General features: G+C 73.4%; 21 protein-coding genes. 4 read left to right on the forward strand and 17 right to left on the reverse strand.

The features are described 5' to 3' along the window. Window positions 1-33 precede the first annotated feature (33 nt). From EF879_RS02020 to EF879_RS02035, 4 genes are all read right to left on the reverse strand, one after another. Window positions 34-630, reverse strand: coding sequence for a DUF4173 domain-containing protein (locus EF879_RS02020; RefSeq protein WP_233604171.1), 597 nt, complete (start codon window positions 628-630; stop codon window positions 34-36). Between the two features lie 31 nt (window positions 631-661). Then, on the reverse strand, window positions 662-1,720 hold the full coding sequence (locus EF879_RS02025) for a HAMP domain-containing sensor histidine kinase (protein WP_123555255.1): 1,059 nt from the start codon (window positions 1,718-1,720) through the stop codon (window positions 662-664). Between the two features lie 29 nt (window positions 1,721-1,749). After that, the gene (locus tag EF879_RS02030) at window positions 1,750-2,436 is read right to left on the reverse strand and encodes a response regulator transcription factor (RefSeq protein WP_123554051.1); all 687 of its coding nucleotides are present in this window, start codon (window positions 2,434-2,436) and stop codon (window positions 1,750-1,752) included. A 260-nt stretch (window positions 2,437-2,696) separates the two neighbouring features. Further along, entirely contained in the window at window positions 2,697-3,263 is a 567-nt protein-coding gene (locus EF879_RS02035) for a phosphoribosyltransferase family protein (RefSeq protein ID WP_123555257.1), read from the reverse strand. Window positions 3,264-3,429: 166 nt separating this feature from the next. Between EF879_RS02035 and EF879_RS02040 the strand changes: the two genes are divergently transcribed. From EF879_RS02040 to EF879_RS02055, 4 genes are all read left to right on the forward strand, one after another. Further along, a complete protein-coding gene (locus tag EF879_RS02040; protein ID WP_123554053.1) occupies window positions 3,430-4,077 on the forward strand; it encodes a septal ring lytic transglycosylase RlpA family protein in 648 nt (215 codons plus the stop codon). A 186-nt stretch (window positions 4,078-4,263) separates the two neighbouring features. Next, on the forward strand, window positions 4,264-5,391 hold the full coding sequence (locus EF879_RS02045) for a PP2C family protein-serine/threonine phosphatase (RefSeq protein WP_123554055.1): 1,128 nt from the start codon (window positions 4,264-4,266) through the stop codon (window positions 5,389-5,391). 257 nt (window positions 5,392-5,648) lie between these two features. Next, window positions 5,649-7,529, forward strand: a complete 1,881-nt coding sequence (locus EF879_RS02050; RefSeq protein ID WP_123554057.1) for an acyl-CoA dehydrogenase — start codon at window positions 5,649-5,651, stop codon at window positions 7,527-7,529. Window positions 7,530-7,700: 171 nt separating this feature from the next. After that, window positions 7,701-7,970 carry a DUF6458 family protein gene (locus EF879_RS02055; RefSeq protein WP_123554059.1) on the forward strand — a complete coding sequence of 90 codons (270 nt, stop codon included), beginning with the start codon at window positions 7,701-7,703 and terminating at the stop codon, window positions 7,968-7,970. Between the two features lie 15 nt (window positions 7,971-7,985). Here EF879_RS02055 and EF879_RS02060 read toward each other — a convergent pair whose 3' ends face one another. The 13 genes from EF879_RS02060 to EF879_RS02120 all read right to left on the reverse strand — a co-directional run bounded on the left by EF879_RS02060 (window position 7,986) and on the right by EF879_RS02120 (window position 26,550). Then, window positions 7,986-8,582 (reverse strand): histidine phosphatase family protein, encoded by a 597-nt coding sequence (locus EF879_RS02060; protein ID WP_123554061.1) that lies wholly within the window; start codon window positions 8,580-8,582, stop codon window positions 7,986-7,988. 189 nt (window positions 8,583-8,771) lie between these two features. After that, window positions 8,772-9,449 (reverse strand): hemolysin III family protein, encoded by a 678-nt coding sequence (locus EF879_RS02065; RefSeq protein ID WP_123554063.1) that lies wholly within the window; start codon window positions 9,447-9,449, stop codon window positions 8,772-8,774. A gap of 101 nt (window positions 9,450-9,550) precedes the next feature. Beyond that, the gene (locus tag EF879_RS02070) at window positions 9,551-11,389 is read right to left on the reverse strand and encodes an NHL domain-containing thioredoxin family protein (RefSeq protein ID WP_370375432.1); all 1,839 of its coding nucleotides are present in this window, start codon (window positions 11,387-11,389) and stop codon (window positions 9,551-9,553) included. 274 nt (window positions 11,390-11,663) lie between these two features. Next, window positions 11,664-14,312 carry a hypothetical protein gene (locus tag EF879_RS26920; protein ID WP_148086338.1) on the reverse strand — a complete coding sequence of 883 codons (2,649 nt, stop codon included), beginning with the start codon at window positions 14,310-14,312 and terminating at the stop codon, window positions 11,664-11,666. A 496-nt stretch (window positions 14,313-14,808) separates the two neighbouring features. Continuing rightward, window positions 14,809-14,946 (reverse strand): hypothetical protein, encoded by a 138-nt coding sequence (locus tag EF879_RS27470; RefSeq protein WP_199736099.1) that lies wholly within the window; start codon window positions 14,944-14,946, stop codon window positions 14,809-14,811. Window positions 14,947-15,195: 249 nt separating this feature from the next. Beyond that, a complete protein-coding gene (locus EF879_RS02085) occupies window positions 15,196-16,638 on the reverse strand; it encodes a dihydrolipoamide acetyltransferase family protein (protein WP_123554069.1) in 1,443 nt (480 codons plus the stop codon). Window positions 16,639-16,643: 5 nt separating this feature from the next. After that, complete coding sequence (locus tag EF879_RS02090) at window positions 16,644-17,633, reverse strand: alpha-ketoacid dehydrogenase subunit beta (protein ID WP_123554071.1); 990 nt, start codon at window positions 17,631-17,633, stop codon at window positions 16,644-16,646. Continuing rightward, window positions 17,633-18,817, reverse strand: coding sequence for a pyruvate dehydrogenase (acetyl-transferring) E1 component subunit alpha (pdhA, locus tag EF879_RS02095; protein ID WP_123554073.1), 1,185 nt, complete (start codon window positions 18,815-18,817; stop codon window positions 17,633-17,635). The genes EF879_RS02090 and pdhA overlap by 1 nt, the downstream gene beginning before the upstream one ends. Window positions 18,818-19,457: 640 nt before the next feature. Then, complete coding sequence (locus tag EF879_RS27130; protein ID WP_158624091.1) at window positions 19,458-19,616, reverse strand: hypothetical protein; 159 nt, start codon at window positions 19,614-19,616, stop codon at window positions 19,458-19,460. A 574-nt stretch (window positions 19,617-20,190) separates the two neighbouring features. Then, window positions 20,191-20,883: an NUDIX domain-containing protein gene (locus EF879_RS02105; protein ID WP_233604172.1), complete on the reverse strand. Its 693-nt coding sequence runs from the start codon at window positions 20,881-20,883 to the stop codon at window positions 20,191-20,193. A gap of 590 nt (window positions 20,884-21,473) precedes the next feature. Next, window positions 21,474-22,700: a hypothetical protein gene (locus EF879_RS02110; RefSeq protein ID WP_123555261.1), complete on the reverse strand. Its 1,227-nt coding sequence runs from the start codon at window positions 22,698-22,700 to the stop codon at window positions 21,474-21,476. Between the two features lie 180 nt (window positions 22,701-22,880). Further along, complete coding sequence (locus EF879_RS02115) at window positions 22,881-24,578, reverse strand: GTPase (protein ID WP_123554079.1); 1,698 nt, start codon at window positions 24,576-24,578, stop codon at window positions 22,881-22,883. Between the two features lie 91 nt (window positions 24,579-24,669). Next, window positions 24,670-26,550 carry a GTPase domain-containing protein gene (locus EF879_RS02120; RefSeq protein ID WP_233604173.1) on the reverse strand — a complete coding sequence of 627 codons (1,881 nt, stop codon included), beginning with the start codon at window positions 26,548-26,550 and terminating at the stop codon, window positions 24,670-24,672. Between the last annotated feature and the right edge of the window lie 190 nt (window positions 26,551-26,740).

Raw genomic sequence — 26,740 nt, forward strand, 5'->3', positions numbered from 1 at the left:
CCCCGGGGCGCCCCGGGGTGACCCGTGCCGCGGTCAGTCGCAGCTCGCCGAGGCGTGCTCGTCGAAGGGCGGTGTCGACGCCGACACCGGACGCTCGGCGAGGATGCGCCGGGCGGCGATCCGGCCGAGGTTGGTCTCCCGCCAGTCGTCCGTCGCGGGCAGCTCGTAGGCGATCCAGGCCAGCGCGCAGCGGCGCAGCGGGTCGGGTAGCCGGTCCAGCGCCGGCACCGCGTCGGCGGAGAGCCGGGACAGGTACCACACGTCGATCCGGCCGGTCCGGTCGTACCGGGCGACGTTGTGCTCCGCGATCAGCCGGTCCGGGTTGGCGACGGCGAGGCCGAGCAGGGCGAGCACCGCCGTACCGAGGGCGACCCGGGGCAGCCAGGCGCCGGAGAGTCGTATCCCGGCGACCGCGACGAGTACGAAGAGCAGCCCGATCCAGAGCTCGCAGACCGCGACCAACAGGCGCAGCCGGGTGGCGCCGTACGCGTCGGCGTAGACGTCCATCCGGTACAGCGCGGAGGCGACGATCACCACGCTGAGCAGCGTCAGCGTGCCGAGCAGTACCCGGATCAGCACCCGGTCGGCCCGCGCGTCCCGGGGCGCCCACCAGCTGGCGGCACCGACCACCAGCAGAGTCAGCTGGTCGGGTCTGTGCTGCTCATCGTGGCTCCAGGGTTGGCTGGGGGAGGTCGGGGCTGGCGACGAGGGGGAGACTCACCCGGATCCGGCAGCCGGTCGGGCGGTCCGGCGCGGCGGGCGGGTCGACGACGCCGATGCTGCCGCCGTGCAGCTCCACGACCCAGCGCGCGATGGCCAGGCCCAGGCCGGTTCCGCCGCCGCTCGGGCGCTCGCCCCGGGTGAAACGCTCGAAGACCGCCGAGCGAAGCTGCTCCGGAATCCCCTCCCCCTCGTCGACGACCTCGAAGCACAACTGGTCGCCCACCCGCTCGGCGCTCACCAGCACGGTCCCGCCGGGCGGGCTGTGCCGGGCCGCGTTGTCGAGCAGGTTGGCGAAGACCTGGTGCAGACGACGGGGATCGGCCTCGATGCGCAGCGGGGACGACTGCAGGCGTACCTCGATCCGGACGTCGCGGCCCGAGCCGACCGCGGTCATCGACGCCTGCTGGACGACGTCGGCCAGGAACTCCGCGACGTCGATCTCTTCCCGCTGCAGCGGCAGCACCCCGGCGTCGAGCCGGGACAGGTCGAGCAGGTCGGCGACGAGCAGGCCGAGGCGCTCGGTCTGGGCGAGTGCGCCCCGCAGCGTGGCCTGGTCCGGCGTCGCGACCCCGTCGACGATGTTCTCCAGGACGCCCTGGAGGGCGGTGATCGGGGTACGCAGCTCGTGCGACACGTTCGCGATGAGCTCCCGGCGGCGCCGGTCGGCCTCGGCCAGGTCGCTGGCCATCTGGTTGAACGCCGCGGCCAACTCGCCGACCTCGTCCCGCGACGTGGCGCGGACCCGTCGGGTGTAGTCACCGCGGGCCATCGCACGGGCCGCCGCCGTCATCTCCCGCAGGGGAGAGGTCACCCCGTGGGCCAGGATCTGCGAGGTCAACAGGGCGACGCCGATCGCCGTGATCGTCGTCCACTTCGGCAGCCAGCCGATGCCGATCCGAAACACGCAGAGCCCGGCGGCGCCCGAACCGACCAGCAGGATGCCGAGCTTCAGTTTGATCGACCGGATCGGGTCCAACGGCCGGGGCAGGACGTCCATCGCCCGGTTGAAGCCGGCCAGCAGCGCCTTCACGCCGGCACCTCCAGGGCGTACCCGACGCCGTGCACGGTGCGGATCAGGTCCGCGCCGAGCTTGCGGCGCAGTGCCTTGACGTGGCTGTCGACGGTCCGGGTGCCGGAACCGTCCGCCCAGCCCCAGACCTCGGCCAGGAGCCGTTCCCGGGGCAGTACGGTGCGGGGCCGGCTGGCGAAGTGGACCAACAGGTCGAACTCGGTCGGGGTCAGGTGCGCCTTGACCCCGTCCCGCCGGACCCGGCGCTCCGCCTGGTTGATCTCCAGGTCGCCGACCCGGAGAACCTCCCGCCCATGCCGGACGGCGTCGGCCGCCCGGTCGACGCGGCGCAGCAGCGCGTGCACCCGGGCGGCCAGCTCCCGGAGCGAGAACGGCTTGGTCAGGTAGTCGTCCGCGCCGACCGCGAGCCCGATCAGCAGGTCGGTCTCGTCGTCCCGGGCGGTCAGCATCAGGACCGGAATCGGCCGGTCGGCCTGGATCCGACGGCACACCTCCAGCCCGTCGAAGCCGGGCAGCATCACGTCGAGGACGACCAGCTCGGGCCGGTAGCTCCGGACCGTCTCGACCGCGCTCGGCCCGTCTCGGGCGATCTCCACCAGGAAGCCCTCGGCGCGGAGCCGAGCCGCGACCGACTCAGCGATGGTGCGTTCGTCCTCCACGACCAGGATCCGGCGTTGCTGCATGCCCCGACTGTAGGAAGCGGGCGTGAGTAATCGTGGCTGGCGTTGTGAACAATCTGTGGAGAACGTGGACGCTCACGTACACGGCCGCGGTGGCGAGGGCCGGCCGGTGCGCCGGTTCCCTTTGTCGGCGGGGTCGGCTTCCCCTTGTCGGCGGGGTCGGCGCGGCGGCGCGGGCCACCGGGGCCAACGCCGCCGGTCACCGTGGTCACCGCGGCGTTGCGCCCCGTCGGGGTCGGCGACCGGCGTAGCGAGCCGGCGGGTCAGGCCGGCGAGGGCTGGTCGCCGAGGTCGTCGGCGGTGAGCAGGCTGACGAGCCGAAGCTCGCGGGCCGTCTCCGGCGGACAGTCCGCGACGATGGCGCTCGCCCCGAGCACGGTGCCGCCGCGCGCCGCGACGACCTCGTAGAGGGCGCGGAGCTGGGCGCCGCTGGCCACCCAGTCGTCGACCACCAGCACCCGGTCGCCCGGTCCGAGGTGCCGGTCGCGTACGCCGAGCGCCAGCCGCCGCCCCCGGGAGTCGATCCCGGTCCAGGCCCACGTGGTGGGCTCGGCGATGCGCCGGTCGCCGCTGTGCTTGTGGGCCGGTACGAACCCGACGCCGAGCGCGCCGGCCACCAGCGGGCCGAGCAGGTAACCGGTGACCTCGGGAGCGATCACGACGGTGGGCCGGGCCGCCCGGTACGGCTGGGCCAGCGCCGGGCCGAGGGCACCGAGGACCGCCGGGTCCCGCCACCAGCCGGAGACGTCGCTGACCAGGAGATCGCTCTCCGGTCCCGGATCGGTCCAGCGGAACGTCTCGATCAGGCGTCTCCTGAGTTCGGTCCCCATCCCGGCCATTGTCCCGCCCCGACCCGTCCGGCCCAGTCGGGGTCGGATGATCGGCCACACGTTTCACCTCATTACCGGGCATAGCACCGTGATCACATTGACTTCCGACGTACCCCTCTCGTTACGGTCCGACCCGATCTCTGCCGTCGTACGAGAGGACGAGCCGGTGGCGGGAAGGCACGCGCGAGTTCGGTTCAGGTCACGGACCGGCCTGGTGGCATCCGGCGCGGTCGCGCTGGCCCTGCTGGGGGCGGGTGCGGCCGGCGCGGTGCAGTTCGGCGTCGGAGAGGATCCTCCGGCCGTCCCGCCCATGGTCGATGCGGCCACCCCGGCCGCGTCGAGCCTCCCGACCCCGACCGCAACCACGGCCACCCCGGCCCCGGCCACCGCCACACCGTCCCGGTCGCCGGAGCGGGCCTCGCGGTCGAGCCCGCGGCCGACCCCGTCCCACTCTCTCGCCGGGGCCCGCTCGAGCGCGGCGAAGAGGGCGACGACGAAGCCGACGGCGAGCCCGAAGGGTGAGCAGGTCGTCGGGTCCGGCTCCTGCGGTGCCTCCTACTACGACCAGGGGCAGGTCACCGCGAACGGTGAGGCGTTCGACCCGAACGCCCTCACCGCGGCGCACAAGACCCTGCCGTTCAACACCAGGGTCCGGGTCACCAACCCCGAGAACAACCGGTCCGTGGTGGTACGGATCAACGATCGTGGGCCCTTCGTCGAGGGCCGGTGCCTCGACCTCTCCCGAGCGGCGTTCGAGGCGATCGCTCCGCTGAGCGTCGGCGCGCTCACCGTGCGGTACGAGATCCTCGGCTGAGGCCTCCCTCCCGGTGCGGGTGGGCGACCCGCTCCGGTCGCCGCGGAACGGAATGTTCCGGTGAATCGCACCCGTTGGCTGACCGCCCGACAAAGTCCGGCGAAACCGCGACGGTTGGATGCGCCAGTGGTCAGAACCCGATCGGACGAGGAGCCAAGTCCATACAATCGCCCGCGTCGATCAGGCATGCTGTTCCGCGTACCCATGCGACTGATGCCCTCGGGCGCGTGCCCCCTGAGCCCTGGTTCCCGCGCCGGTCTCGGCGCGGCCCTCGTGCTGCTTGTGCTCATCGCCGTCGTCGAGCTCTCGGACGAATCCACGATCAGCTATGTCGGGCTGGGGGTGGCGGCGCCCTTCCTCGCCGCCGTGTTCGCGTCCTGGCAGATCGTACTCGCGGTCGGGGTGGCCGCGGTCGCACTCGCGGTCTCGTTGGCCGTCTGCGGGGTGGTCCCGCCGCTCGGGACCGCGGTCGACACCGTTGGCGTCGTCGTGGCGACCGCGACCGCCGTGCTGTTCTCGGTGATCCGGCAACGACAGGCCGACCGGATCGCGGAGCTGTCCAAGCTCGCCTCCGTGGCCCAGCAGGCCGTGCTCCGTCCGATCGGCCCGCGGGTCGGCAGTCTGGCGGTCGCCGGCCACTACATCTCGGCCACCGCGGCGGCGGACATCGGCGGCGACCTGTACGAGGCGGTCGACACCCCGTACGGCGTCCGCATTCTCATCGGCGACGTCCGAGGCAAGGGGCTGGACGCGGTACGGCTGGCCAGCATCGTCCTCGGTTCCTATCGGCATGTCGCCTACGAGCGGGCGGACCTGCGGGCCATCGTCACGGACCTCGACCGTGCGGTGGCCCGTAACGTCGGGGACGAGGACTTCGTGACCGCCGCGTTGGTCGAGGAGCGGGGTGGCACGTTGACGATCGTGAACTGCGGCCATCCGCCGCCGTTGCTGCTGCGCCGCGGCCAGGTCATCCCGATGGATCCGCCGGCTCCGGCGCCGCCGCTGGGCTTCATGCCGGTGGTCCGACCTCGGGTCGAGCGCCTCGAGCCGGGCGACCGGCTGTTGCTCTTCACCGACGGACTGGGCGAGGCGCGGCGGGACGGGGAGTTCTTTCCCACCGTCGACCGGGCCTGGCAGCTGCTCGGCCATGGGACGGTCGCCGACGGGTTGGTGTCGCTCGAGAGCGCGTTGATCGAGTGGGTGCGGGGCCGGCTCGACGACGACATCGCGTTGGTGCTGCTGGAGTATCCGGGACCCCGCCCGGCGACCACCGTCGCCGTCCCAAGCTGGGAGGTCGGCGCCGCGGACGGCTGACCGTCCCCGGGCCGGCCGCCGAGGCGCCGAGCGCCGCGGGCCGGCTGCCGAGGTGCCGAGCGTCGCGGGCCGGCTGCCGAGGTGCCGAGCGGCCGGGGGCGGCGAGCCGTGCCGGCCGCGGGGGCGATTCCGCCGCGGGCAGCCGGTGGTGTGGCGGCCGTCACCCGAACGGGCGAACCGAGAATCTTTACCCGCGAGTAATATAACTCCGGTTACTGTCGGGTAACACGTGTTCGGAAGCCGGGGGGCCAAGCGTCATGACCCACTACAAGAGCAACCTGCGCGATCTTGAATTCAACCTCTTCGAGGTCTTCGGTCCGGATCAGGCGTTCGGCCAGGGCCCGTACTCCGAACTGGACGCCGACACCGCCCGCACGGTCCTCGCCGAGGTGGACCGGTTGGCTCGGGAGGAGCTGGCGGCGAGCTACGCCTCCAGCGACCGCAACCCACCGGTCTTCGATCCGGCGACGCACACCGCCCCGCTGCCGGAGGAGTTCAAGAGGTCGTATCGGGCGTTGATGGAGTCGGAGTTCTGGCGGATGGATCTTCCCGCCGAGCTGGACGGCACCCCGGCTCCCCGCGCCCTCTGGTGGTCGGCGGCCGAGCTGATCCTCGGCGCCAACGCACCACTGTGGATGTACGCGGGCGGCCCCTCGTTCGCGCACACCCTCTACCGCGAGGGGACCGAACGGCAGAAGAAGTGGGCCAAGCTCTTCGTCGAGAAGCGGTGGGGTGCCACCATGGTGCTCACCGAGCCGGACGCCGGTTCCGACGTGGGCGCCGGTCGGACCCGGGCCATCCCGCAGCCCGACGGTTCCTGGCACATCGAGGGCGTCAAGCGCTTCATCACCAGCGGTGAGCACGACCTGACCGACAACATCATCCACTACGTCCTGGCCCGGCCGGTGGGTGTCGAGGGCGCCGGCGGCCCGGGCACCAAGGGGCTGTCGCTCTTCATCGTGCCGAAGTTCCACTTCGACGAGGAGACCGGCGAGCTGCGCGAGCGCAACGGCGTCTTCGCCACGAACGTCGAGCACAAGATGGGGTTGAAGGTCTCGAACACCTGCGAGCTGACCTTCGGCGAGCATGGCATACCGGCCAAGGGATGGCTGCTCGGCGACATCCACGACGGCATCCGGCAGATGTTCCTGATCATCGAGTACGCCCGGATGATGGTCGGCACCAAGGCGATCGCGACCCTCTCCACCGGCTACCTCAACGCCCTCGAGTACGCGAAGAACCGGGTGCAGGGCGCCGATCTGCTCCAGATGACCGACAAGACCGCGCCGCGGGTGACGATCACCCGCCACCCGGACGTCCGCCGTTCGCTGATGCTGCAGAAGGCGTACGCCGAGGGGCTGCGCGCCCTGGTCTGCTACACGGCCACCTGGCAGGACCGGATCATCCTCGCCGAGGCGGCCGGCGACGAGTCGGCGGCGAAGCGCGCCAAGGGCATCAACGACCTGTTGCTGCCGCTGGTCAAGGGGGTCGGCTCGGAGCGGGCGTACGAGCTGCTCGGGCACGAGTCGCTGCAGACGCTCGGTGGCTCCGGTTTCCTCCAGGACTACCCGCTGGAGCAGTACGTCCGGGACGCGAAGATCGACACCCTCTACGAGGGAACCACCGCGATCCAGAGTCTCGACTTCTTCTTCCGGAAGATCGTTCGGGACAACGGTCAGAGCCTGTTGGCGGTGGCCGGGGAGATTCAGGCGTTTGTGGAGTCCGGAGCGGACTCGGCGGCTTCCGCCGACAAGGGCGACGGCCGGTTGAAGGAGGAGCGTCAGGCGCTGGGTCGGGCGCTGAGCGAGGTCCAGGCCATGGTGGGCGCGATGACCGGGTGGCTCGGCGAGGCGCAGGGCGGGGACCCGCGGGCGCTCTACAAGGTCGGGCTGAGCACCCGGCGGTTCCTGCTCGCGGCGGGCGACCTGGTGGTCGGCTGGCTGTTGCAGCGGCAGGCGGAGGTCGCGCTGCGGGCGCTCAGCGGCGAGGTCTCCGACTCGGACAAGGCGTTCTACACCGGAAAGGTGGCCGCGGCGCGGTTCTTCGCCCGCGAGGTGCTGCCCCGGATCGGCGCCGACCGGCGGATCGTGCAGGCCGCCGACCTCGAGCTGATGGACCTCCCCGAGGAGGCCTTCTGACCGGCTGGGCACCTACTGCACAGCGGTACACCCCGGCGGCCGGCGAGCGGACTGCTCGCCGGCCGCCGCGCTATGGTGGAGGCGGAGCCAGAGAACTTTGCCCGGACTTGTCACAAAAGCCGGATTCGTTATGAAAGCCCACGACCCATCGCACGGGGGAGTGCAGCGGACATGGGCATCGGTACGGGAATTTTCCTCATCGCACTGGGCGCCATCCTGACGTTCGCGGTACGGGCGAACATCTGGTGGCTGGACCTGCGTGCCGTCGGTTGGGTCCTCATCACGGCCGGCGTCGCCGTCCTGTTCACCACCCTCTGGTACTGGCAGGACCGGAGAAAGAGGGCCCGCACGCTGATCGTCGAGGAGAACCGGCTGTCGCACCCGACCGCGATGATGCCGCCGCCGCCCGATCCACCGCCGCCGAGTGCGCCACCGACCTGACGGTCGGCGCCGGACTCAGCCCCGCGCGGTGTGCCACTTGACGATTGGGGCGGACCGCTCCCGTACGTCCGGCCATCCGCCGTCGATCCGGTGAATCACGATGCCGCAGGTACGGAGCCCGTCCGGTTCGGCGTGTACGGGATCGAGCAGAGTGGACAGATCCGAGATGCTGGGGTTGTGTCCGACCAGCAGCACCGTCTGTGCGGTCGGGTCGGTGGCGCGGACGAGGTCGAGCAGGTCCTCGGCGCGACCGCGGTAGACCCGGGGCTCGTACCGGATGGTCGGGGCGTTCATCCCGGACGTCCGGCCGCCCGGTTCGGCCGGCAACGGCGTCGTGGGCGGTGCCGCCATGCCGAGCGCGGCATCGTGCCAGGTCTGCCGGGTGCGCTTCGCGGGTGAGCAGATGACCGTCGTCGGCACGTAACCCTCGTACCGCAGCCAGGCCCCGGCCGCCGCCGCGTCGGCGTGACCCCGGGTGGTCAGCGGTCGGTCGGCGTCTGCCGTGCCGGCCGCCGGCTCGGCCTTCGCGTGCCGGAGCAGCACGAGGTGGCGTACCGGTACCGCCCCCGCACCGCCGCTGACCCGCGCCTCGGACGGTTGGTCGTCTGTCACGGGCTCACACCTTTCGGTCGTACGGGCGGCGCCGGCGGCGGCCCAACGGCGCGGGGCGACGTCCCGGCCGGCTCGCCCGGCTGTCCCCAGCTTGCCTGATGTGGCGGCGGGTCGCTGGGGTACGTCGTGTTCCGGCCGTCTCGCTCCGACCCGTCCGGTACGGGCGTGTGGGGTTCGGGCGAGGGGTCTTCAGCCGAAGAGCGCGACGTACACCGCCACGTGATGACAGATCGCCGCGACCAGGGTGCAGGCATGGAAGAACTCGTGGTGGCCGAAGACGGTGGGCCACGGGTTGGGCCGGCGTAGGGCGTAGCAGACCGCGCCGACGCTGTACGCCACGCCGCCCGCGATCAGCAGTACCAGCACCGTGAGGCCGCCGCGGTGGAGGAGGTCCGGTAGGACCGCCACCGCGACCCAGCCCAGCGCGAGGTAGAGCGGCGCGGAGACCCAGCGGGGCGCACCCGGCCAGACCAGCGTGACCGCCACCCCGGCCACCGCACCGGCCCACACGGTCAGCAGCAGGGTCGTCGCCTTCGGCGCCGTGAGCACCAGCAGGCAGAACGGCGTGTAGGTGCCGGCGATGAAGACGAAGATCATCGAGTGGTCCAACCGCCGCATCAGCCGGTAGCCCCGCTCGGACCAGACCCGGCGGTGGTACAGGGCGCTGGTGCCGAAGAGGCCGCAGACCGTGACGCTGTAGAGGGCACAGCTGAGCAGCGGTGTCCACCCGGGACGGGTGGTGGCGACCGCGCAGAGGACCGCCCCGGCGACGAGCGCGACGAGGAACGCGTACGCGTGCAGCCAGCCGCGCATCCGCGGCTTGCCGAGATCGGTGGGGCGCAGCCGGACCTGGGTGGAGGTAGTCACACCCGATATGCTACGGCACCGTAGGTTACTTGACAGTAGTGCTGTCGGTCACCCCGCGATTCGGACGCGAGCGGTCACGCGGCCAGCGGTCCGGGTCGGGCTCAGCGGTCCAGGCCGCGTAGCACCAGCGGCAGCCGGCGTACCCCGTTCGGGGTGATCCGGACCGGCACCCCCCAGTCCTGCCGGGTCAGGTGGCAGGCGGGGTGTTCGGCCTCCGCGTCGCAGGTGGCCGCCTGCGCGACGACCTGGAGCACCCCCGTGGTCACCTGGTCGCTCAGCACCAGTCGTCGGGAGAGCTCCGGGCCGACGCCCGCCCCGTCGAGGAGCAGCTCCGGCGGGGACGCCGAGACCTCCAGCCGGGTGGGCGGGCCGAACGAGGAGTCGAGCTTCTGCCCGGGCGGCGGCTCGAAGATCACATCGAGGGTCAGCTCGCCGGCGGCGAGGTCGGTTGGTGGCCGTTCGGTCCGGTGCCGGGTTCCGTTGACGGTGCTCGCCCCGGCCGCCGACAGCGCCCCCGGAGCCAGCCGGGTCACCCGGTGCGCCGCCGACTCGACCACCAGCACCCCGCCGTCGTCGGTGCGGACCACGTCGCTCGGCTCCGCCAGCCCGTCGACCACCGTGGAGACCAGCGCCGTTGCCGGGTCGTACCGCCGGACCGCACCGTTGTACGTGTCGGCGACCAGCACCGAGCCGTCCGGCAGCGCGCACACCCCCAGCGGATGCTGGAAGAGCGCCTGGTCGGCCGGCCCGTCCACGTGGCCGAAGTCAAAGAGCCCCTGCCCGACGGCGGTGTGCAGCACGTGGTCCTCGACGTACCGCAGGGCGCTGGTCTCGCTGTCCGCGACCCAGAGCCGGCGGCCGTCGGTCGAGACCGACAGGCCGGAGGGCTGGGCCAGCCAGACGTCCGGCAGCGGCCCGTCTCGCAGCGCCTCGACCGTGGTGCCGGCGTAGACCCCGGCGGTCCGCTTCACCGGGTCGAACCACCAGAGCTGGTGGATGCCGGCCATCGCGACGATCACCCGGTCGTCGTACCAGGCCAGGTCCCAGGGGGAGGAGAGGTCGACGGCGAGGGCGTCGTGTGGACGGTCGTCGACCGTCGAGCGCCACTGCCGACCGGAGCCGGCCACGGTCGTCACCTCGCCGGTCGCCAGCCGTACGCCCCGAAGCAGGTGGTTGACGGTGTCGGCGACCACGACGTCGTACCCGGCGATCTCCGCGACGTGCGTCGGGAGGCGGCAGAGCCCCTGCGGCTCGGAGAACCGGGCCGTCGCGGCCGAACCGTCGGCCCGGCCCCGCTCGCCGCTGCCGATCCGGCGCACCACCGTCTCGCCGTCGGCGGCCAGCTCGACCAGGGAGTGCCGCGCCGAGTCGGAGACGAGCACCGTGCCACCCCCCAGCGGCAGGGCCTTGCCGGGAAAGCGCAGTGCGGTGGTGGGTTCGGCGGGTGGGACGTACGGGCCGTCACCCCGGCGCAGGGTGCCCTTCGCCTCGTGGGTGGCGATCAGCTCGTCGATGAGCCGGGAGAGCCCCTCGGCGTGCCCCTCCCCGGCCATCGAGGCGACGACGTACCCCTCAGGATCGATGACGCTCAGCGTCGGCCACGCCTTCGCGGCGTACTGCTGCCAGGTGATCAGCTCGGGGTCGTCGAGCACCGGGTGGTGCACACCGTAGCGTTCGACGGCGGCGGCCAACGCGTCCGGGTCGCGCTCGTGTTCGAACTTCGGCGAGTGGACCCCGATCACCACCAGGACGTCGCCGTACTTCTCCTCGAGCGGGCGCAGCTCGTCCAACACGTGCAGGCAGTTGATGCAGCAGAACGTCCAGAAGTCCAGGATGACGATCTTGCCGCGTACGTCGGCGAGGGTCAGTGTCCGGCCGCCCGTGTTGAGCCAGCCCCGGCCGCGGAACTCCGGTGCCCGTACCCGTGCAGTCATGCCCATATCCTGCCTGACCTGCCGGTTGACCCAGCCCGCGGGCCGGGCGCGGCGCCGGGGGTGGCCTGCGGATCCGGCCCGGTGGTGGCACGGACGCCGGGAGCTGGGCTCGGGCCGGAGCCGGGGCTCGGAGCGAGCCGCGGACGGGTCCTCCGGCCAGAGGCCCGTTCCGGTCCCCGCTCCCGGTCGACATGACGGCGCCCGCCCCCGGTCGACATGACGGCGCCCCCGCCACCCGACCGAGGCCGGGCGGCGGGGGCGCGCCGGGTAGATACTCCGGTCAGCCGGCGGCGTCCGACTTGGCCGGCTTGAGGCAGAGCACCTCCTTCTTGTCGGGCAGCGTGATCGTCGGCTGGGTCGGATCCTCGCACTTCTGCGCGTTGTCGACCTTGGAGACGACCTTGAAGGCCTCCTCCTCGCCGCAGTCGGCGGGGATCGGCTTGTTGTCCGAGTTCTTCACGCAGGCGCCGACCGCGGGGGTGAACCCGGACGACGGGTCCGAGCCGCCCATCTTGCCCAGTGCCCAGAGCGTGCCGAGCGGGATGGCGAGCAGCAACACCGCGGCGGTCAGCACCATGAGCAGTACCCTGCCGTTGCGTACCTGCGGTGTCGGCGGCTCGGGCGTCGACTCCGACGTGGGTTCCGACGTCGGCTCCGCTGCCTTGAAGGAGTCGAACCTGGCCTGCTCGGCGTCGTCCGGGGCGCCCCAGCCCGCGCCGGCCGGGGCCCCCGGTCCGTACGCCCCGCCCGGCGCCGGAGGAGGCGCGAACGCCGGCGTCGGTGCCCCGGGAGCCGACCCGAAGGGCGGTGGCGGGCCGAATCGGTCGGTGATGTCCACCCCGCCGTGCGGCCCGGCGGCGCCGTTCGGGGACGGGCCAGCCGGCCCGCCGGGATGGGCCAGGTCTCCGAAGGAGGGTCCGCCCGGCCCGGACGGTCCACCTCGAGGATCGCTGCCCACCGCGAAGGGGTCTCGGCCGCCGGAGCCGAAGCCACCGTCGGGGCCGGACCCGCCGTCGGGACCGAATCCACGGCCACGGTCGGGGCCGAAGGGGTCGCCCGGTCCCCCGAAGGGGTCACCTGCTCCCGGCGGGTTGCCCGGTCCGCCGAAGGGGCTGTCCGATCCGGGAGGGTTGCCCGGTCCGCCGAAGGGACTGCCCGGTCCGGGAGGGTTGTTACCGGGTCCGCCGAAGGGGCTGCCTGATCCGGGTGGGCTGCCCGGTCCCGGCGGGTTGCCCGGCCCGAAGGGGCCACCGGCTCCGGCGGGGTCGCCGGCGTCGAAGGGACCACCGGGCCGGGGACGATCACCGAAACCCGGGTCCGCCCCGTGGCTCGGGCCGAACCCGCCGTCCGCCCCGAAGCCGCCCTCGGTGCCGGGCCGGTTGCCCGGTCCCAGACCGTAGGGGTCGTCCTGCGCGGGAGGCCGCACCCCGGGGCCGCCGCCAAAGGCGTCACCAGGGCCGGCGAAGGCGCTCGGCCCGCCGTCACCGGGACGCTGATGCGGCACGTCCGGCGCCGGGGCCCCGGCGCCCGGCACCGCCGCCCGGGCCGATCCGGTGGCCGGGCCGGGGAAGGGGGCGGGCGCGGCTTCCGGGCCAGGCTGCGCGGGCGGCGTGCCGTAGATGCCGCCGCCGGGCGGGAGCCCAGGTTCCGCTCCCGCGGGACGCCCCGGTTCCCAGCCCCGCTCGGCCTCGTCGGCTTGCTCAGCCTCGTCCGGGTTGATGGGGCGGCCGTACACCCGGGACTGCGGAGCCGGCACCATCGCCGCGGCGGCGGGGTCGGCCGGCGGTGCGATGCGGCTGCCGGGGGGTGCGGCCGCGCTGCCGGAGGCGGTGCGGGCCGGCTCCGGCTCCGGACGCTCCAACCCGGGTACGGCGACCCGGGCGGCGACCGACTCGGCCGGCGGGCGGGGCTGGGGTACGTGCGGTGCGGGTGCCGGAGGAGCTGCCTCGGCCGCGCCCGGCGGGAAGCCGCCCGGCGCCCACCCGCCCGGCCCACGAGGCCCGGCGGGGTCGGCCGGCGGTGCGAAGTCGGCCGGGGGGTCGGCGGCCAGACTCGCCCCCGGAATCCGGGTCTCCTGCGGCGGAAGCGGTACGACGTTCGCCGGGTTGATCCCCGGTGCCGGTCCGGGCTGGTATCCGCCGGGCGAGCCGCCCTGGTCCCCCGGCGTGTTCCGGTCGGACTCGGGGCGGGACGGCTCGAAGGCGGATGGTCCGAGACCGCCGGCCGGGGCACCGCCCGCGGCCGGGGGCGGTGGTGACCAGGCCGGCGGCTGCGGCGCCCAGGCGGAGGGCGGCGGGAAGCCTCCGACCGACGGGTCCGCCTCGGCGGTCCGGGGCGTGGACGACGCCGGCGGGTCGGCCGGCTCGGGCGAGGACGCGGCCGGGCCCCACACCTCGCTCGCCGGCCACGGCTCCGGGCTCGTGGCGGACCGCTGCGGCAGCGGCTGGTTCGAAGGGTCACCGGCGGTGCCGGCCGGTGGCGGGTACGACGGAGAGCCGGGTGTGGGACCGGCCGGGCCGGCCTGCGGCGCGGCCGATCCCGCCCACCCGGTCGGGCCGGGGGAACCGCCGGGAGCCGGGGTGCCCCACTCGGGCGGGAACCCCGCGTCGCCGTCGGGGCGGGTCGGGGCACCGGGACCCGTTCCCACGGCGTTCTCGGGTTGGGGGTCACTGGGTGCGGCGCCGGGGGCGCCCCACCCGGGCGTGCCGGGCTGACCAGCGGCGGGATTGTCCCAGGGGGCCGGACCGCCGGCGGTGCCGGCCGAGGGTGGTGGGGGTGCCCAACCGAAGTCGGGCGACGGGGAGCCGGCGCCCTGGGGCGGGAACCGGTCGTCATGTGGTGCGTTGCTGTCGTACGGGGCTGGGCCTGCGGCGCCCGGCGCAGCCTCGTCCGGCCAGCGGCCGGGGTGCTGCGGATCCTCGGACGTCATGCGCGCGCCTCCTCAATCACATGTCGGCCGCACCGGTCTCGCGCGCCGTCTCTCCGGCCCGTGGCCGGAGAGGACCGGCGCGAACCGGCTGGGCAAGCTTCTCGCACCGTAGCCGGTCGAGACCGGTGCCGATCGAGCAGCGCCGGCCGCCGGCGCCGGTCGAACGAGCGCATCAAGCTGTCACGGTCCGCCCGAGCGCCCCGGGCGGCCGGTCGGGCGACGACCAGGCCCCACCGTACCGGGCGGCGTGTCGGGGACGGAATCCCGGTCGCCCGTCGAGTGCCACTCATGGTCGTCATTCGCTGACTCTGGGTTAGAAAACCCGGGGAGTTGGCTCGGAAATGGACCGGCCGGCGGTCGGCGGGTGACACCATCGACCACTGGTCGGGGCGGGTGGTGGCCAGGGTGTCGCCGGCCGTTGAACACCGATGGCCCGCCCGGGATGGAGCCGGACGGGCCGTCGACCTGGTGAGGAGATGAGAGGAGTCTGGCGCGATCAGCTGTAGAACCGCTGCGCGGCGATCAGGATCTCGTCGCGCACGGCGGGCGAGTCGGTGGCCCGCAGCGCACGCTCGATCGCCCGCGCCCGGCGCGCGTTGTTCCGGCGCTCGCGGAGTCGCTTGATCATGCTCATGGTGATGTGCCCCCTGCTATTCGGTTGTCCTCGCGTCTGACGAGTCCATTCAACCGCGTCACAGGGGCGGCTGCCAATGATTATTCGGTGAGCTTGGACACTGGCCGAAGAATCAAAGGTGTAAGCCCGGTCACGGCGATGTTTCTTCGTGGTCGAATGGAAACAGCCGGTGTGCGTCCGGGTTGCCCGGAGCACACCGGCTGTCCGGTGAGCGGGCCGGACGGCGTACCGTCCGGCGGGGACGGCGCGTCAGGTCCAGTCGAGCAGCGCCGCCTCCGGATCGGTGAGGAAGTCACCGACGTCGCGCAGGAACTTCGAGCCCAGCTCGCCGTCGATGATCCGGTGGTCGAAGGAGAGACCGAGGGTGGTCACCTGCCGGGGCCGGACCTTGCCCTTGTGCACCCAGGGCATCTTCCGGACCGCACCGAAGGCCAGGATCGCCGACTCGCCCGGCGGCAGGATCGGCGTACCGGTGTCGACGCCGAAGACGCCGACGTTGGTGATGGTGAACGTCCCCCCGGACATCTGCGCCGGGGTCGTCCGGCCCGCCTTCGCGGTCTGGACCAGCTCGGCCAGCGCGTCGGCCAGCTCGCGCAGGGTGAGCCGACCGGCGTCGGGAATGTTCGGCACGATGAGGCCCCGCTCGGTGGCGGCGGCGATGCCGAGGTTGACGTACTCCTTGACCACGATCTCGTCGCCGGCCCAGGTCGAGTTGATCATCGGGTGCCGACGGATCGCCAGGAGCACCGCCTTCGCCACCAGCAGCAGCGGCGAGAGCCGGACGTCCTGCCACTCCCGCCGTTGGCGCAACCGGTCGAGCGCCTTCATCGAGCGGGTCATGTCGACCGTCAGGAACTCGGTGACGTGCGGCGCGGTGAACGCCGAGGCCACCATGTTCTGCGCGGTCAGCTTCCGGACGCCCTTGACCGGGATGCGCTGCTCCCGGTCCGGTCCGAAGACCGGCCCGGCGCTGGTCGCCGCCGCGGGCGCCGGATGGGCCGCCGTCGCCGCCCGCTGTACGTCGTCCCGGGTGATCGATCCGAGCGGCCCGGTCCCGGTGACGGTGCTCAGGTCCACCCCGAGATCCTTGGCGAGCTTGCGAACCGGCGGCTTCGCCAGGACGAGCGCGTTGCGACCGCCGGCCGGCGCGGTCGGCGCGGCGACCGCCGGCGTGGCGGACGTGACCGGGGCGGGGGCCGGCGACGCGGCGGGGGCCGCGGGACGTACCGGCGCGGAGGGCGGGGCCGCCGGGGCGGGCGGCACCGACGTGGCCTTCCGCGGCCGTCGCTTCGCGGCGCCGGTCTTCGGGCCGTACCCGACCAGGACGGCCGTCCGGCCACCCGGCGCGGGCCCGCCGATCAGCCCGGGCTCGACGGCGCCCTCCTCGGGTGCCCGCTCGACCGCGGCGAGCGAGGCCGCCGAGGGCTCCGGCAGGTCACCGGCGTCGGGGTCGGTGTCGACCGCGAAGATCGGGGTACCGACGTCGACCACCGTGCCCTCCGGATGGAAGATCGCGGTGATGCGACCGGCCCACTTCGCCGGGATCTCGACCGCCGCCTTGGCGGTCTCGACCTCGACGACCGGCTGGTTCAGCTCGACGACGTCGCCGACCTGCACCAACCACCTGAGAATCTCGCCCTCGGTCAGTCCCTCACCGAGGTCGGGCAGGGGGAATTCCCGGACGCGCGACATCGGCCTCACCACCCGAAGGTACGGTCGACGGCCTCGAGCACCCGGTCGAGGTTGGGCAGGTAATCCTCCTCCAGCCGCGCCGCCGGGTACGGCGTGTCAAAGCCGGTGACCCGCAGGACCGGGGACTCCAGGGAGTAGAAGCAGTTCTCGGTGATCCGCGCGGCGATCTCGGCGCCGAGCCCGACGTTGCCCGGTGCCTCGTGCACCACCACGCACCGGCCGGTCCGCCGCACCGACTCGTACACCGGGGCGAGGTCCAGCGGGGAGAGGGTGCGCAGGTCGATCACCTCGAGGTCGCGCCCGTCCTCCTCGGCCGCGGTCGCCGCGTCGAGCGCGGTCCGCACCATCGGTCCGTACGCCAGCAGGGTGGCGTCCCGGCCGGGTCGGACCACCCGGGAGGCGTGCAGCGGGTACGCCTCGTCCAGCGGTGCGTCCACCTCCACGGTGCCCTTCTCGTGGTACCGCCGCTTCGGCTCGAAGAAGATCACCGGGTCGTCCGAGATGACCGCCTGCTGGATCATGGTGTACGCGTCCTGCGGGTTCGAGCAGGAGACCACCTTGAGCCCGGCGGTGTGCGCGAAGTACGCCTCCGGAGACTCCGAGTGGTGCTCGACCGCGCCGATGCCGCCGCCGAAGGGGATCCGGATGACGATCGGGACGGTGACCTTGCCCTGCGAGCGGAAGTGCATCTTCGCCACCTGCGACACGATCTGGTCGTAGGCCGGGTAGACGAAGCCGTCGAACTGGATCTCGCAGATCGGTCGGTAGCCGCGGATCGCGAGGCCGACCGCGGTCCCGATGATGCCGGACTCGGCGAGCGGGGTGTCGATCACCCGGTTCTCGCCGAAGTCCTTCTGCAGGCCGTCGGTGATCCGGAAGACGCCGCCGAGCTTGCCGACGTCCTCGCCCATGATGACGACCTTGGGGTCGTGCTCCAGGGCGCGGCGCAGGCCACGGTTGATTGCCTTGCCCAGGGTGAGGGTCTCGGTGGCCATCAGTGCACGCTCCCCTCGAACGAGTCCAGGTACCGGGCCATGAAGTCGCGCTGGGCGTCGATCTCGGGGGAGCCGTGCGGATACACGTGGTCGAAGAGGCTCAACGGCTTCGGGTCCGGCATCTCCAGGACCCGCTCGCGCAGTCGCAGCGCCTCCTGCTTCGCCTGCTCGTCCACCTCGGCGAAGAAGGCGTCGTCGGCGATCCGCTGCTTGGTGAGGAACGCCTTGACCCGGGCGATCGGGTCCTTGGCCTGCCACGCCTCGACCTCGCTGGCGATGCGGTAGCGGGTCGGGTCGTCGGTGGTGGTGTGCGCGCCCATCCGGTACGTGAACGCCTCGACCAGGGTGGGGCCCTGACCGTGGCGGGCGTTGTCGAGGGCCGCCCGGGTCACCGCGTAGGTGGCCAGCACGTCGTTGCCGTCCACCCGTACGCCCGGGAAGCCGAAGCCGGCGGCCCGCTGGTAGAGCGGGATGCGGGTCTGCCGCTCCAGGGGTTCGGAGATGGCGTACTGGTTGTTCTGGCAGAAGAAGACGATCGGGGCGTTGAAGACGGCCGACCAGATGAACGCCTCGTTCACGTCGCCCTGGGCGGAGGCGCCGTCGCCGAAGTACGCGATCACCGCCTCGCCGTCGTCGCCGCCGGTCCGGCCGTCCATGGCGACGCCCATGGCGTAGCCGGTGGCGTGCAGTGTCTGGGCCCCGATGACGATCGTGTACATGTTGAACTTGAACTCGTTCGGGTCCCAGCCGCCGAGATCCACGCCGCGGAAGAGCCCGAACGGCATGATCGGGTCGATGCCCCGGCAGTAGAGCACGCCGTGCTCCCGGTATGTCGGGAAGGCCATGTCCTGCGGTCGCAGCGCCCGACCGGAACCGACCTGCGCCGCCTCCTGACCGAGCAGGCTGGCCCAGATGCCGAGCTCGCCCTGCCGTTGCAGTGCGGTCGCCTCGGCGTCCAACCGCCGTACCAGGACGAGGTCCCGGTAGAGGCCGCGATACTCCTCGTCGGTGAAGTCGACGCGGTACTCCGTACCGTCGATCCAGGTGACCTTGTCGATCCGGTCGCCGTCCGGGGTGAGCAGTTGTACGAGGTCCCCCGTGTTCGGGGTCTTCCCGGCAGGCTTCCCAGACCGGGGTGTGGCCCGCTTGCCGCGGGCCTTGCCCGCGGTATCGCCCTTCGCCATCCCTATCTCCTGTCGTTTGTGCGTCGGCAGCGGGGGTGTCCCGACCGCGCAACTCGTACGCCGGTCTGGCGGTGCCGGACCGGTGATGGCTGCCGCGCCTTGCCCCGGTGGGGGTTGCCGCGCGGCGTGGACCAGATTCTGGCCGAGCCTGATCCACCGAGCGTCGGCGCCGCGTCCTGCCGGTCGCGGGGTGCACGAAGGTCGAGGCCGCGTTGCCGTCGGGTCCATATTTGCAGAGCAGACCCGCAGAGTTACAGATCAGCCTCGCGCGGATCTTGGATGGCCGCCGGCTTCGCCACACATGTGGCGATTTGTTCGTGTACGTCGCTCGAATCTGTCCAAAAGACAGCGTTAGACACGCTCCGTAAGGATGGCCAACTCTGCGTTACTACGCCATGGTGAGGAACGGCGACACCGCCGGGAGCGCCGCGAGTTTTCACAGCGTAGCGGCGTTTTGGCGCCCGGCCGCCGCTGGCCGACCGCCGCCGACGACGAGGAGTGTTCCCGTGCCGAAGAACGGCCACGACGACCCCGCGCCCCGACTGCTGGCCCGCCATCGCCGGTCCGGAGGCGCCCACGTGCGGTACCGCCGGGTGACCGGGGTACACCGGGCCGAGGGCCTCGCCGGCCCCACCCGGCGTTACCTCTTCACCGTCGCGATGCTCGCCGGCACGTCGTCGCTGCCGATCCTCGCCGCCATCGGCAGCGGGTCGGCGACGGTCAACGACGGGACGCCGCCCGCGGGCAGCGCGCCGTTCGTCCCGCCGGCGACCGGCGGGCTGGTCGTACCGCTGCCCACGCCGCCGCAGGACGGCCCGACCTCCACCGGTCCGGCCGGTTGGCGCCGACTCCTTGACCCGGGAGCGCGGTCGGATGGACCCGATCCGGAGAACGCGACACCGCCGTACCGCCCGACACTTCCGGAGGCGCCGCATCCGGCGCCAACCCGGCCGGCGTCGCAGGAGCCGGCCACCCCGCCCGCACCGGGACCGTCGACACCGGGACCGTCGCCCACCGAGCCGACCCCCGGACCGAGCGACCCCGGGCCGGAGCCGACCGATCCGACGACCGGTCCCACCGGCCCGACACCCGAACCGACGCCCGAACCGACGCCCGAGCCGACCGACCCGGGATCGCCGTCGGCGACACCGGACCCGTCGCCGTCCGCCTCGCTCTCACCCTCACCCTCACCCGCGCCGGAGCCGCCCCCCTCGCCCTCGCCGACCGGGGAGCCCTCCACCTCGCCCGGGGCGACCGGGGAACCCTCACCCTCACCCTCACCCTCACCCTCACCGTCGCCCGAGCCTGAGCCGGCTCCTGAGCCGGAGCCGAGAGGGTCGTCGTCGCCGACCCGGTAGCGGTACGGCTGGAGGTCAGGCGCCGGCCGACGGGCGGAGCATCGGCGGATGCAGCAGCTCGGCCGAGCCGCGGCGGTAGAGCCGGGCGGGCCGGCCCCGGTCCCCCGCGGTGACCCGGCCGACCGGCTCGACGAAGCCGGGCGTGGTGGTGACCTTGCGGTGGAAGTTGCGGGGATCGAGTCGGGTCCCCCACACCGTCTCGTAGACCGTCCGGAGTCGGGCGATGGTGAATTCCGGTGGGCAGAACGCGGTGGCCAGCGGGGTGTACTCGAGCTTGGCGCGGGCCCGCTCCAGCCCGTCCGCCAGGATCACGTCGTGGTCGAACGCGAGGTGTGCGTCGGCGACCCGGGAGACCGGGATCCAGTCCGCGGCAGCCGCGTCGGTGCCGGCCACCGGGGCCGGCAGGTCCGGCAGCAGGGCCAGGTACGCGACGGTCACCACCCGCCCGCGCGGGTCGCGCTCCGGGTCGCCGTACGTGCCGAGCTGTTCCAGGTGCCCCACCGGCTCGGGAATCCCGGTCTCCTCGGTCAGTTCCCGGGCGGCGGCGTCCGACAGATCCTCGTGGATGCCGACGAACCCGCCCGGCAACGCCCAGCGGTCCTGGTACGGCGGCACGCCGCGCCGGACCAGCAGGGCGCAGAGTTCGTCCGCACGCACGGTGAGGACCACCAGGTCCACGGTCACGGCGAACGGCGGGTACTCGGCCATCGGATTTATCACCATCTTGACGAGAAGCTATCACAGCGGTTATCGTCAATAAGACGAGAAACGGGGTGTGCCGACCCCGGCACTCGGAGTGGGCCGTCGACCGGCAACGGCGGCCTTCTCGGCGGCGTCGGTCCGCAAGGGCCGGCGCCGCCACCCGGATCGGCTGGCGGGGGGCCAGTCCGGTTCGTCGCGGCTCCGGCGCGCCCGGCCCGCTCCCCCGGGCCGCGGCCGCCGGCTCCGCCACCCGCCGGGGCGCGGCATCCGGCGGGGCATGGCATCCGCCCCACCTCGGGCGGCCCGGCGAGGCGGCGCACGACGGACCCGGGATCGCCGACCCGCACCAGGAACGGCCACCGCGGCCCCGGCGGGGTGGGCACCCCCCACCGTCCAGGAGGCCCGCTCGGCGGGGCGGACCGTTCGGCAGTGACGTCTGGCTATCCTGACCTCCCTCGACGGCGCCCGGCAAGCCCGGGATCCGACGGGAGGCGGTGTGGGCGGGCGAGGGTCGGTGGAGCCGCCTCCCGTTCGCGTACGCGTCCGGAGGCGGTCGAATCCGGTCCGGGTGCCGACCCCGGTCCACCGTCTCGGGGCTACGCCGGATCGTCGTCGAGGTGCTGGCGGTTCGCCTCGATCCAGGCGTCCAGTGCCACCGGGTCGTCCGGGTCGATCCCGTCGGCGATGAGCTGCGCCACCGCGGCGGTGGCCGGGCTACGCCGCTCCCCCGTGGTGTAGAGCCGGACGAACTCCGGCACCATCTCCTCGATCGCCTCGTCCGTCTGGACCGCGGCCTCCGTCGGCAGGCCCCGCAGCCGGGCGGCGTACCCGGCCCAGCCCCGGACCACCCGGGGCAGCAGCGCCGCGTCGTCCATGTCCAGCACCGCCCGCCGGTGCACCCAGTCGAGCAGGAAGAGGCCGGCCACCGCCGGGCTCCAGCGCAGCGGGTCGGCGTCCGGAAGGGACGCGGAGTGGTCCAGTACCAGGCTCAGGCAGAAGTACAGCGAGGCGAGATCCGACTCCGGCAGCCGGTCCAGACCGAGCCGGGCCGCCTCCGGAGAGCCGAGGAAGGCGCGGACCAACCGGTTCCGTTCGGCGGTGGAGGGCGGCGCGGGCGCGGGGGTGTCGACGGCGTGGGCGGGCGCGGGCAGCAGCGCCAACCGGGCCCCGACCAGCGTCCGGTCGGTGGCGAGCGAACCCTCCTGGGGCAGCGCGCCGAGCTCGTCGGTGACGTCCAGGTGCCGGACGACCTCGTGGCGCAGCCGGGACGGGTCCTCCTCCCGGAACCAGGTCAGCGCGTCGTCGGCGCACATCTGCCGGACCTGCTCCAGGATCCGGTGCGCCGGGCCGCCGACGAAGACGTCCTTGGTGATGCCGATGTTGTGGTCGACGAGCGCGACCACCGCGTGTTCCGGGCCGCCCGCGACACTGTCCTCATAGGCGAAGGTGGCGAGATACGAGGTCTGGTCGCCGTACACGTCGCCGTAGGCGTAGCTGCCGGTGAGGCGTACCTTCCCGAGCTGGTTCGACCAGGACGGCGCCTGGGCCCCGGGTCGGACCGCGTCGGCGCCGGCGGCGTCCGGCACCAGGGTGGCGAAGACGGACCGGATCGTGGTCGCGGCGGCGGTACGCCGGCGGGCGGTCGCCGAGAGAAAGTCGCCGACGAAGGCGCGGACCGCGTTCCGCCGGTCCTCGTCGGCGATCGCGTAGACACTGCCCAGCAGCGCGGTGCCGAGCATCTCCGCGTCCAGCGCGCAGTCGAGCTTGGCGACGTCACGGGCGGCGTGCAGAACGGCATCGAAGGGGTTCTGTGGCGGGGCCATGAGGCCGACCCTACGCCCGGAGCCGCTGGTCCAGCACCAGCAGCACGCCGCGAGCAGCACATCGGACGGAGACGCCGTCCCGCCGGCCAGAGGTCGACGCCGATCGACCTCCCGACGCAGGCGACGTGGGCGCTCCCGAGGCGGGCGCCGCGGCGGCCCGGGTCGATCGCCGTCGGGGCGTCACCGGGAGGCGGCGGCGAGGGCGGACCGCGCCTCGGCGTACGCCCGCAGCACCGCGCGGACCGGCACGATGACGTACCCCTGGGCGGCCTCGGCCACCGCGTCGTGCATCCGCCCCTCGGCTCGCCACCGTGCCCGGCGTGCCGCCCAGCCGATGACGGGCTTCACCAGCAGCCCGACGAGCACCCCGAGCAGCAGCCCGCCGAGGAGCAGCACGGTGGGGAGCGACGCGATGCCGAGGCTCGGGTACTCCAGGGGCGGGAAGCCGAGTGCGCGTACCACGGACCCGAAGAGCAGCCAGCCCAGCCCCACCAGCGCGGCGACCGTGACCAGCCACTGCACCGCGTTGACCGCCCGCCACCAGGTGGGCCGGCGGGTCGGACCGGTGTCGGTGACGGCGACGGCCCGATCCAGGGCGTCGGGCAGGTCGGCGAGCCGGGACCGCGCCGCCGCGCTCACCGCCGCCGACCAGGTGGCGGGGAGGGCGGAACCGGCCCGTTCGGCGACCGCCCGGACGGCCAGGCCGACGGCGGCGAGGTGCGCCGCGGTCGGCTCCGGCGCCGAGGTCGCCGGGACCGGCGGCCGCCCGTCCTCGTCCTCGTGTCTCCGGCCCGCGTCGCCGTCCGACCCGGCCAGGTGCAACCGGCGCAGCGGATCCGGTCGCAGCCGTCGCCAGGCGCGGGCCAGCGGCCAGCTGGTCGCCGCGACGGCCCGGTGCCGGTACGCCTGCTCGGTCGCCTCGGCCACCGCCGGTACGCCGGCCGCGGCGGCGAGCGCGTCGATCAGCCGCCGCATCGTGGGCCGGTCGACGTCATCACTGACCGGATCGGACCCGACCAGTCCGGTGAGCCCCTCGACGACCGCGTCCAGGTCGCCGGCGAGCCGGTGCAGCGCCGCCTGGCGTTCGCCCACGGTCCGTTCCAGGATCTCCCGCAGCGGCGCGGTGCCCGCGTCGGTGAGCGCCGAGGTGGCGAGGACCGGAACCCCGGCGAGGTCGTCGGCGTCGAGGAGCCGGCGTAGGTCATCCACGACCCGGGACACCTCGGCGGACGACAGCCTGTCCGCCTGGTTGAGGGCCACCACCGTGACGTCCCGGTGCCGGTGGAACTCCCGCAGGTAGCTGCGATGCAGCACGCGGTCGGCGTACTTCTGCGGGTCGACCACCCAGACCACGAGGTCGACCAGGCCGAGCAGCCGGTCCACCTCCAGCCGGTGGGACCGTTCCACCGAGTCGAAGTCGGGGAGGTCGAGCAGGACCAGCCCGTGCAGGGCGGCCTCGTCGGCGCCGTCGAGCGGGCTCTCCCGGACGAACCGGTGCCGGGGCAGCACGCCGACCCAGTCGAGGAGCTGCATGGCGCCGTCCAGCGGCCCCCAGACACAGGCGTGGGTCACCCCGGTCGTCGGCCGCCGGACCCCAACCGGCGACATCTCGAACCGGGCCAGCGAGTTGAAGAGGCTGGACTTGCCGCTTCCGGTGGCGCCGGCCAGCGCGACCACGGTGTGGTACCGGGAGAGGGAGAGCCGGGCGCCGGCCCGTTCGACCAGGGTGTGCGCCGCGACGAGCTGGTCGTCGGGCAGGTGACCGTCGACGGCGGCGAGGAAGCGCTGCACCGCCGACAGCCGCTCGACCAGCCGGTCGACGTCGGCCCGCCGGTCGGAGCGGAGGTCGTCGTGAACTTTGCCGAGCATCTCCGTCATCGGCCGGCCTCCGGAGCGTACGGGTTGATCGGCATCTGTTCGGCCTGGCCGTCGTACGGGGTCATCGGCTCGGTCTGCGGTGGTGACGGGGTCATGGGCCTGTCCTCACGCCGGGCGGACTCGTCGGCCCGGCGGCGGTCGTCAGTCCGGTCCGGGCGCGGGCGGCACCGACGATCCGGGCCGCCGTCCGGAGCCGCTCGCCAGGGCCGGTCTCGATGCCGACCGCCGCCGTCCGGGCCAGGTAGCGCGCGGCCTCCTCGGCGAGGAGATTGTCGACCATGGCCAGCAGCCGGGTCCGGGCCCGGGTCGCCAGGGTACGGATCGCCTGGTCGCCGAAGATCGCTTCGAGCACCTTCTGCGCCGCCACCGTGGTGCCGCCGGCCGTCGCCACCTCCAGCCCGGTCGGGATGAACGCGGTGGAGGCGAAGACCGCGATCATGACGGCGAGCCCGGTGGCGTTGACCGCGTACGCCGCACCGCGCGCCACGAACCGCTTGCCTCCGCCCTGGCTCCGGACCAGCTCGACCACCTCCCGCTGCCAGTCGCGGACCAGGCGTTCCGCCCGCTCGGTCAGGTCGGCTCCGGGCTGGGCGAGGTCGGAGCTGAGCAGCGCCTTCCCCGCCGGGTGCGTCTGCCAGGCCGCGTGGCTCTGCTCGGCCGCGGTGGCGGCCGCCTCCCGTAGCAGCGTGACGAGCTGGGACTCGATCGCGGTCCGGAGCTGGGCGTTCGAGACCGGACGTCCGGTCGCCGCCGCGACGAGCCGGTCCCGGATCCGGCCGACCCGCGCCTCGAGGCTGCGGAACAACTCGCCGGTGCCGACGAACTCCTGCCAGCGGGCCAGTACCTCGCCGCGGAGCAGCCGACCGTCATGGAGGCTCTGCTCGATCGAGCGCCGGGCGCTCCGATACGCCGCCCGGACATGCTCGTCGAGGGCCTGTGCGGCGGTGACCTGCTGGTCGGCGGCGGCGGCCAGGCCCTCCACCGCGGGGACGAGCGCGGCGACCGCGCCGTCGAGGGTCTGCCGGATCACCGCGGACCGGGCGCCCGCGTCCGCGGCGAGCCGGTTGAACCAGGTCCGCAGCGGCTCGGTGAGCCGGTCCGGCAGCAGCCCCTGCCCGTCGACGACCGTCTCCGGGACCACGAACAGCGGCGCGTCGGCGAGCCCGTGGCTGGCCAGCATCTCCATCAGGTGCGCGGACACCTCGGCGGCGGCCGCCGGCGGGACCCGATCGAGGACCAGCGCGATCACGGTCCCACGCAGCCGCGCCGTGTGCAGCAGCTCCCAGGGGACGGCGTCGGCGTACCGGGCGGCGGTGGTGACGAAGAGCCAGAGGTCGGCCGCGGCGAGCAGTTGGGCGGCGAGGGCGCGGTTGGCATCGACCACGGAGTCGATGTCCGGTGCGTCCAGGAAGGCCACCCCGGCCGGCAGCGCGGGGGCGGAGACCAGCTGCAGGGTGTCGGGGCGGTCGGTCGGCCCGGTGGTCCGGGTCAGCCCGGGCAGCAGCTCGCCCTGCCGGAACCACGCCGAGTCGAGCGGGCTGCAGACCAGGACCGGGGCCCTGGTGGTGGGCCGGAGCACCCCGACGCTGCTGACCCGGGCCTGGACGAGGCTGTTGACCAGCGTCGACTTCCCGGCGCCGGTGGAGCCGCCGACGACCACCAGCAACGGCGCGTCGAGCCGGGCGAGCCGGGGCAACAGGTAGTCGTCGAGCTGGCTGACGAGCGCGGCACCGACCTGGCGGGCCTCGTCCACGCCGGGCAGGGCCAGCGGATACGTCGTGGCGGCGATGGCGGCCCGCAGGTGGACCAGGGCCCGGTGCAGGTCGGACAGGCCCCCGGGGGCGTCCGTTCCGTGACCCGTGAGGTCCGGCGGCGCGTACCCGTCCGGTCCGGGGCCGGCGTCACGTCCGTACCCCGCTGTGCCGACCATGGGCATGTTGAGGCCGGTGGCCGAATCGCCATGGGTCGTCACGCGTAAAGACTGCCCGATCGCTGCAACACAGACAACCGGCGCGCTTTGCCGGCGGATCAGCGCCACATCCCGGGCGGTCAGGATCGGCTCCGCCGGCCTGCCCTGACCGTGGTCGATGCCGGGTCTCGCCCGCTTCGTCACCCGGGTACGGATCCCGGATGCGGTTGCGTCGATGTGACTCAAGTCTGAC

This window comes from Micromonospora sp. HM5-17 (assembly GCF_003762835.1).
In the GTDB taxonomy this organism is placed as follows: Bacteria; Actinomycetota; Actinomycetes; order Mycobacteriales; family Micromonosporaceae; genus Plantactinospora.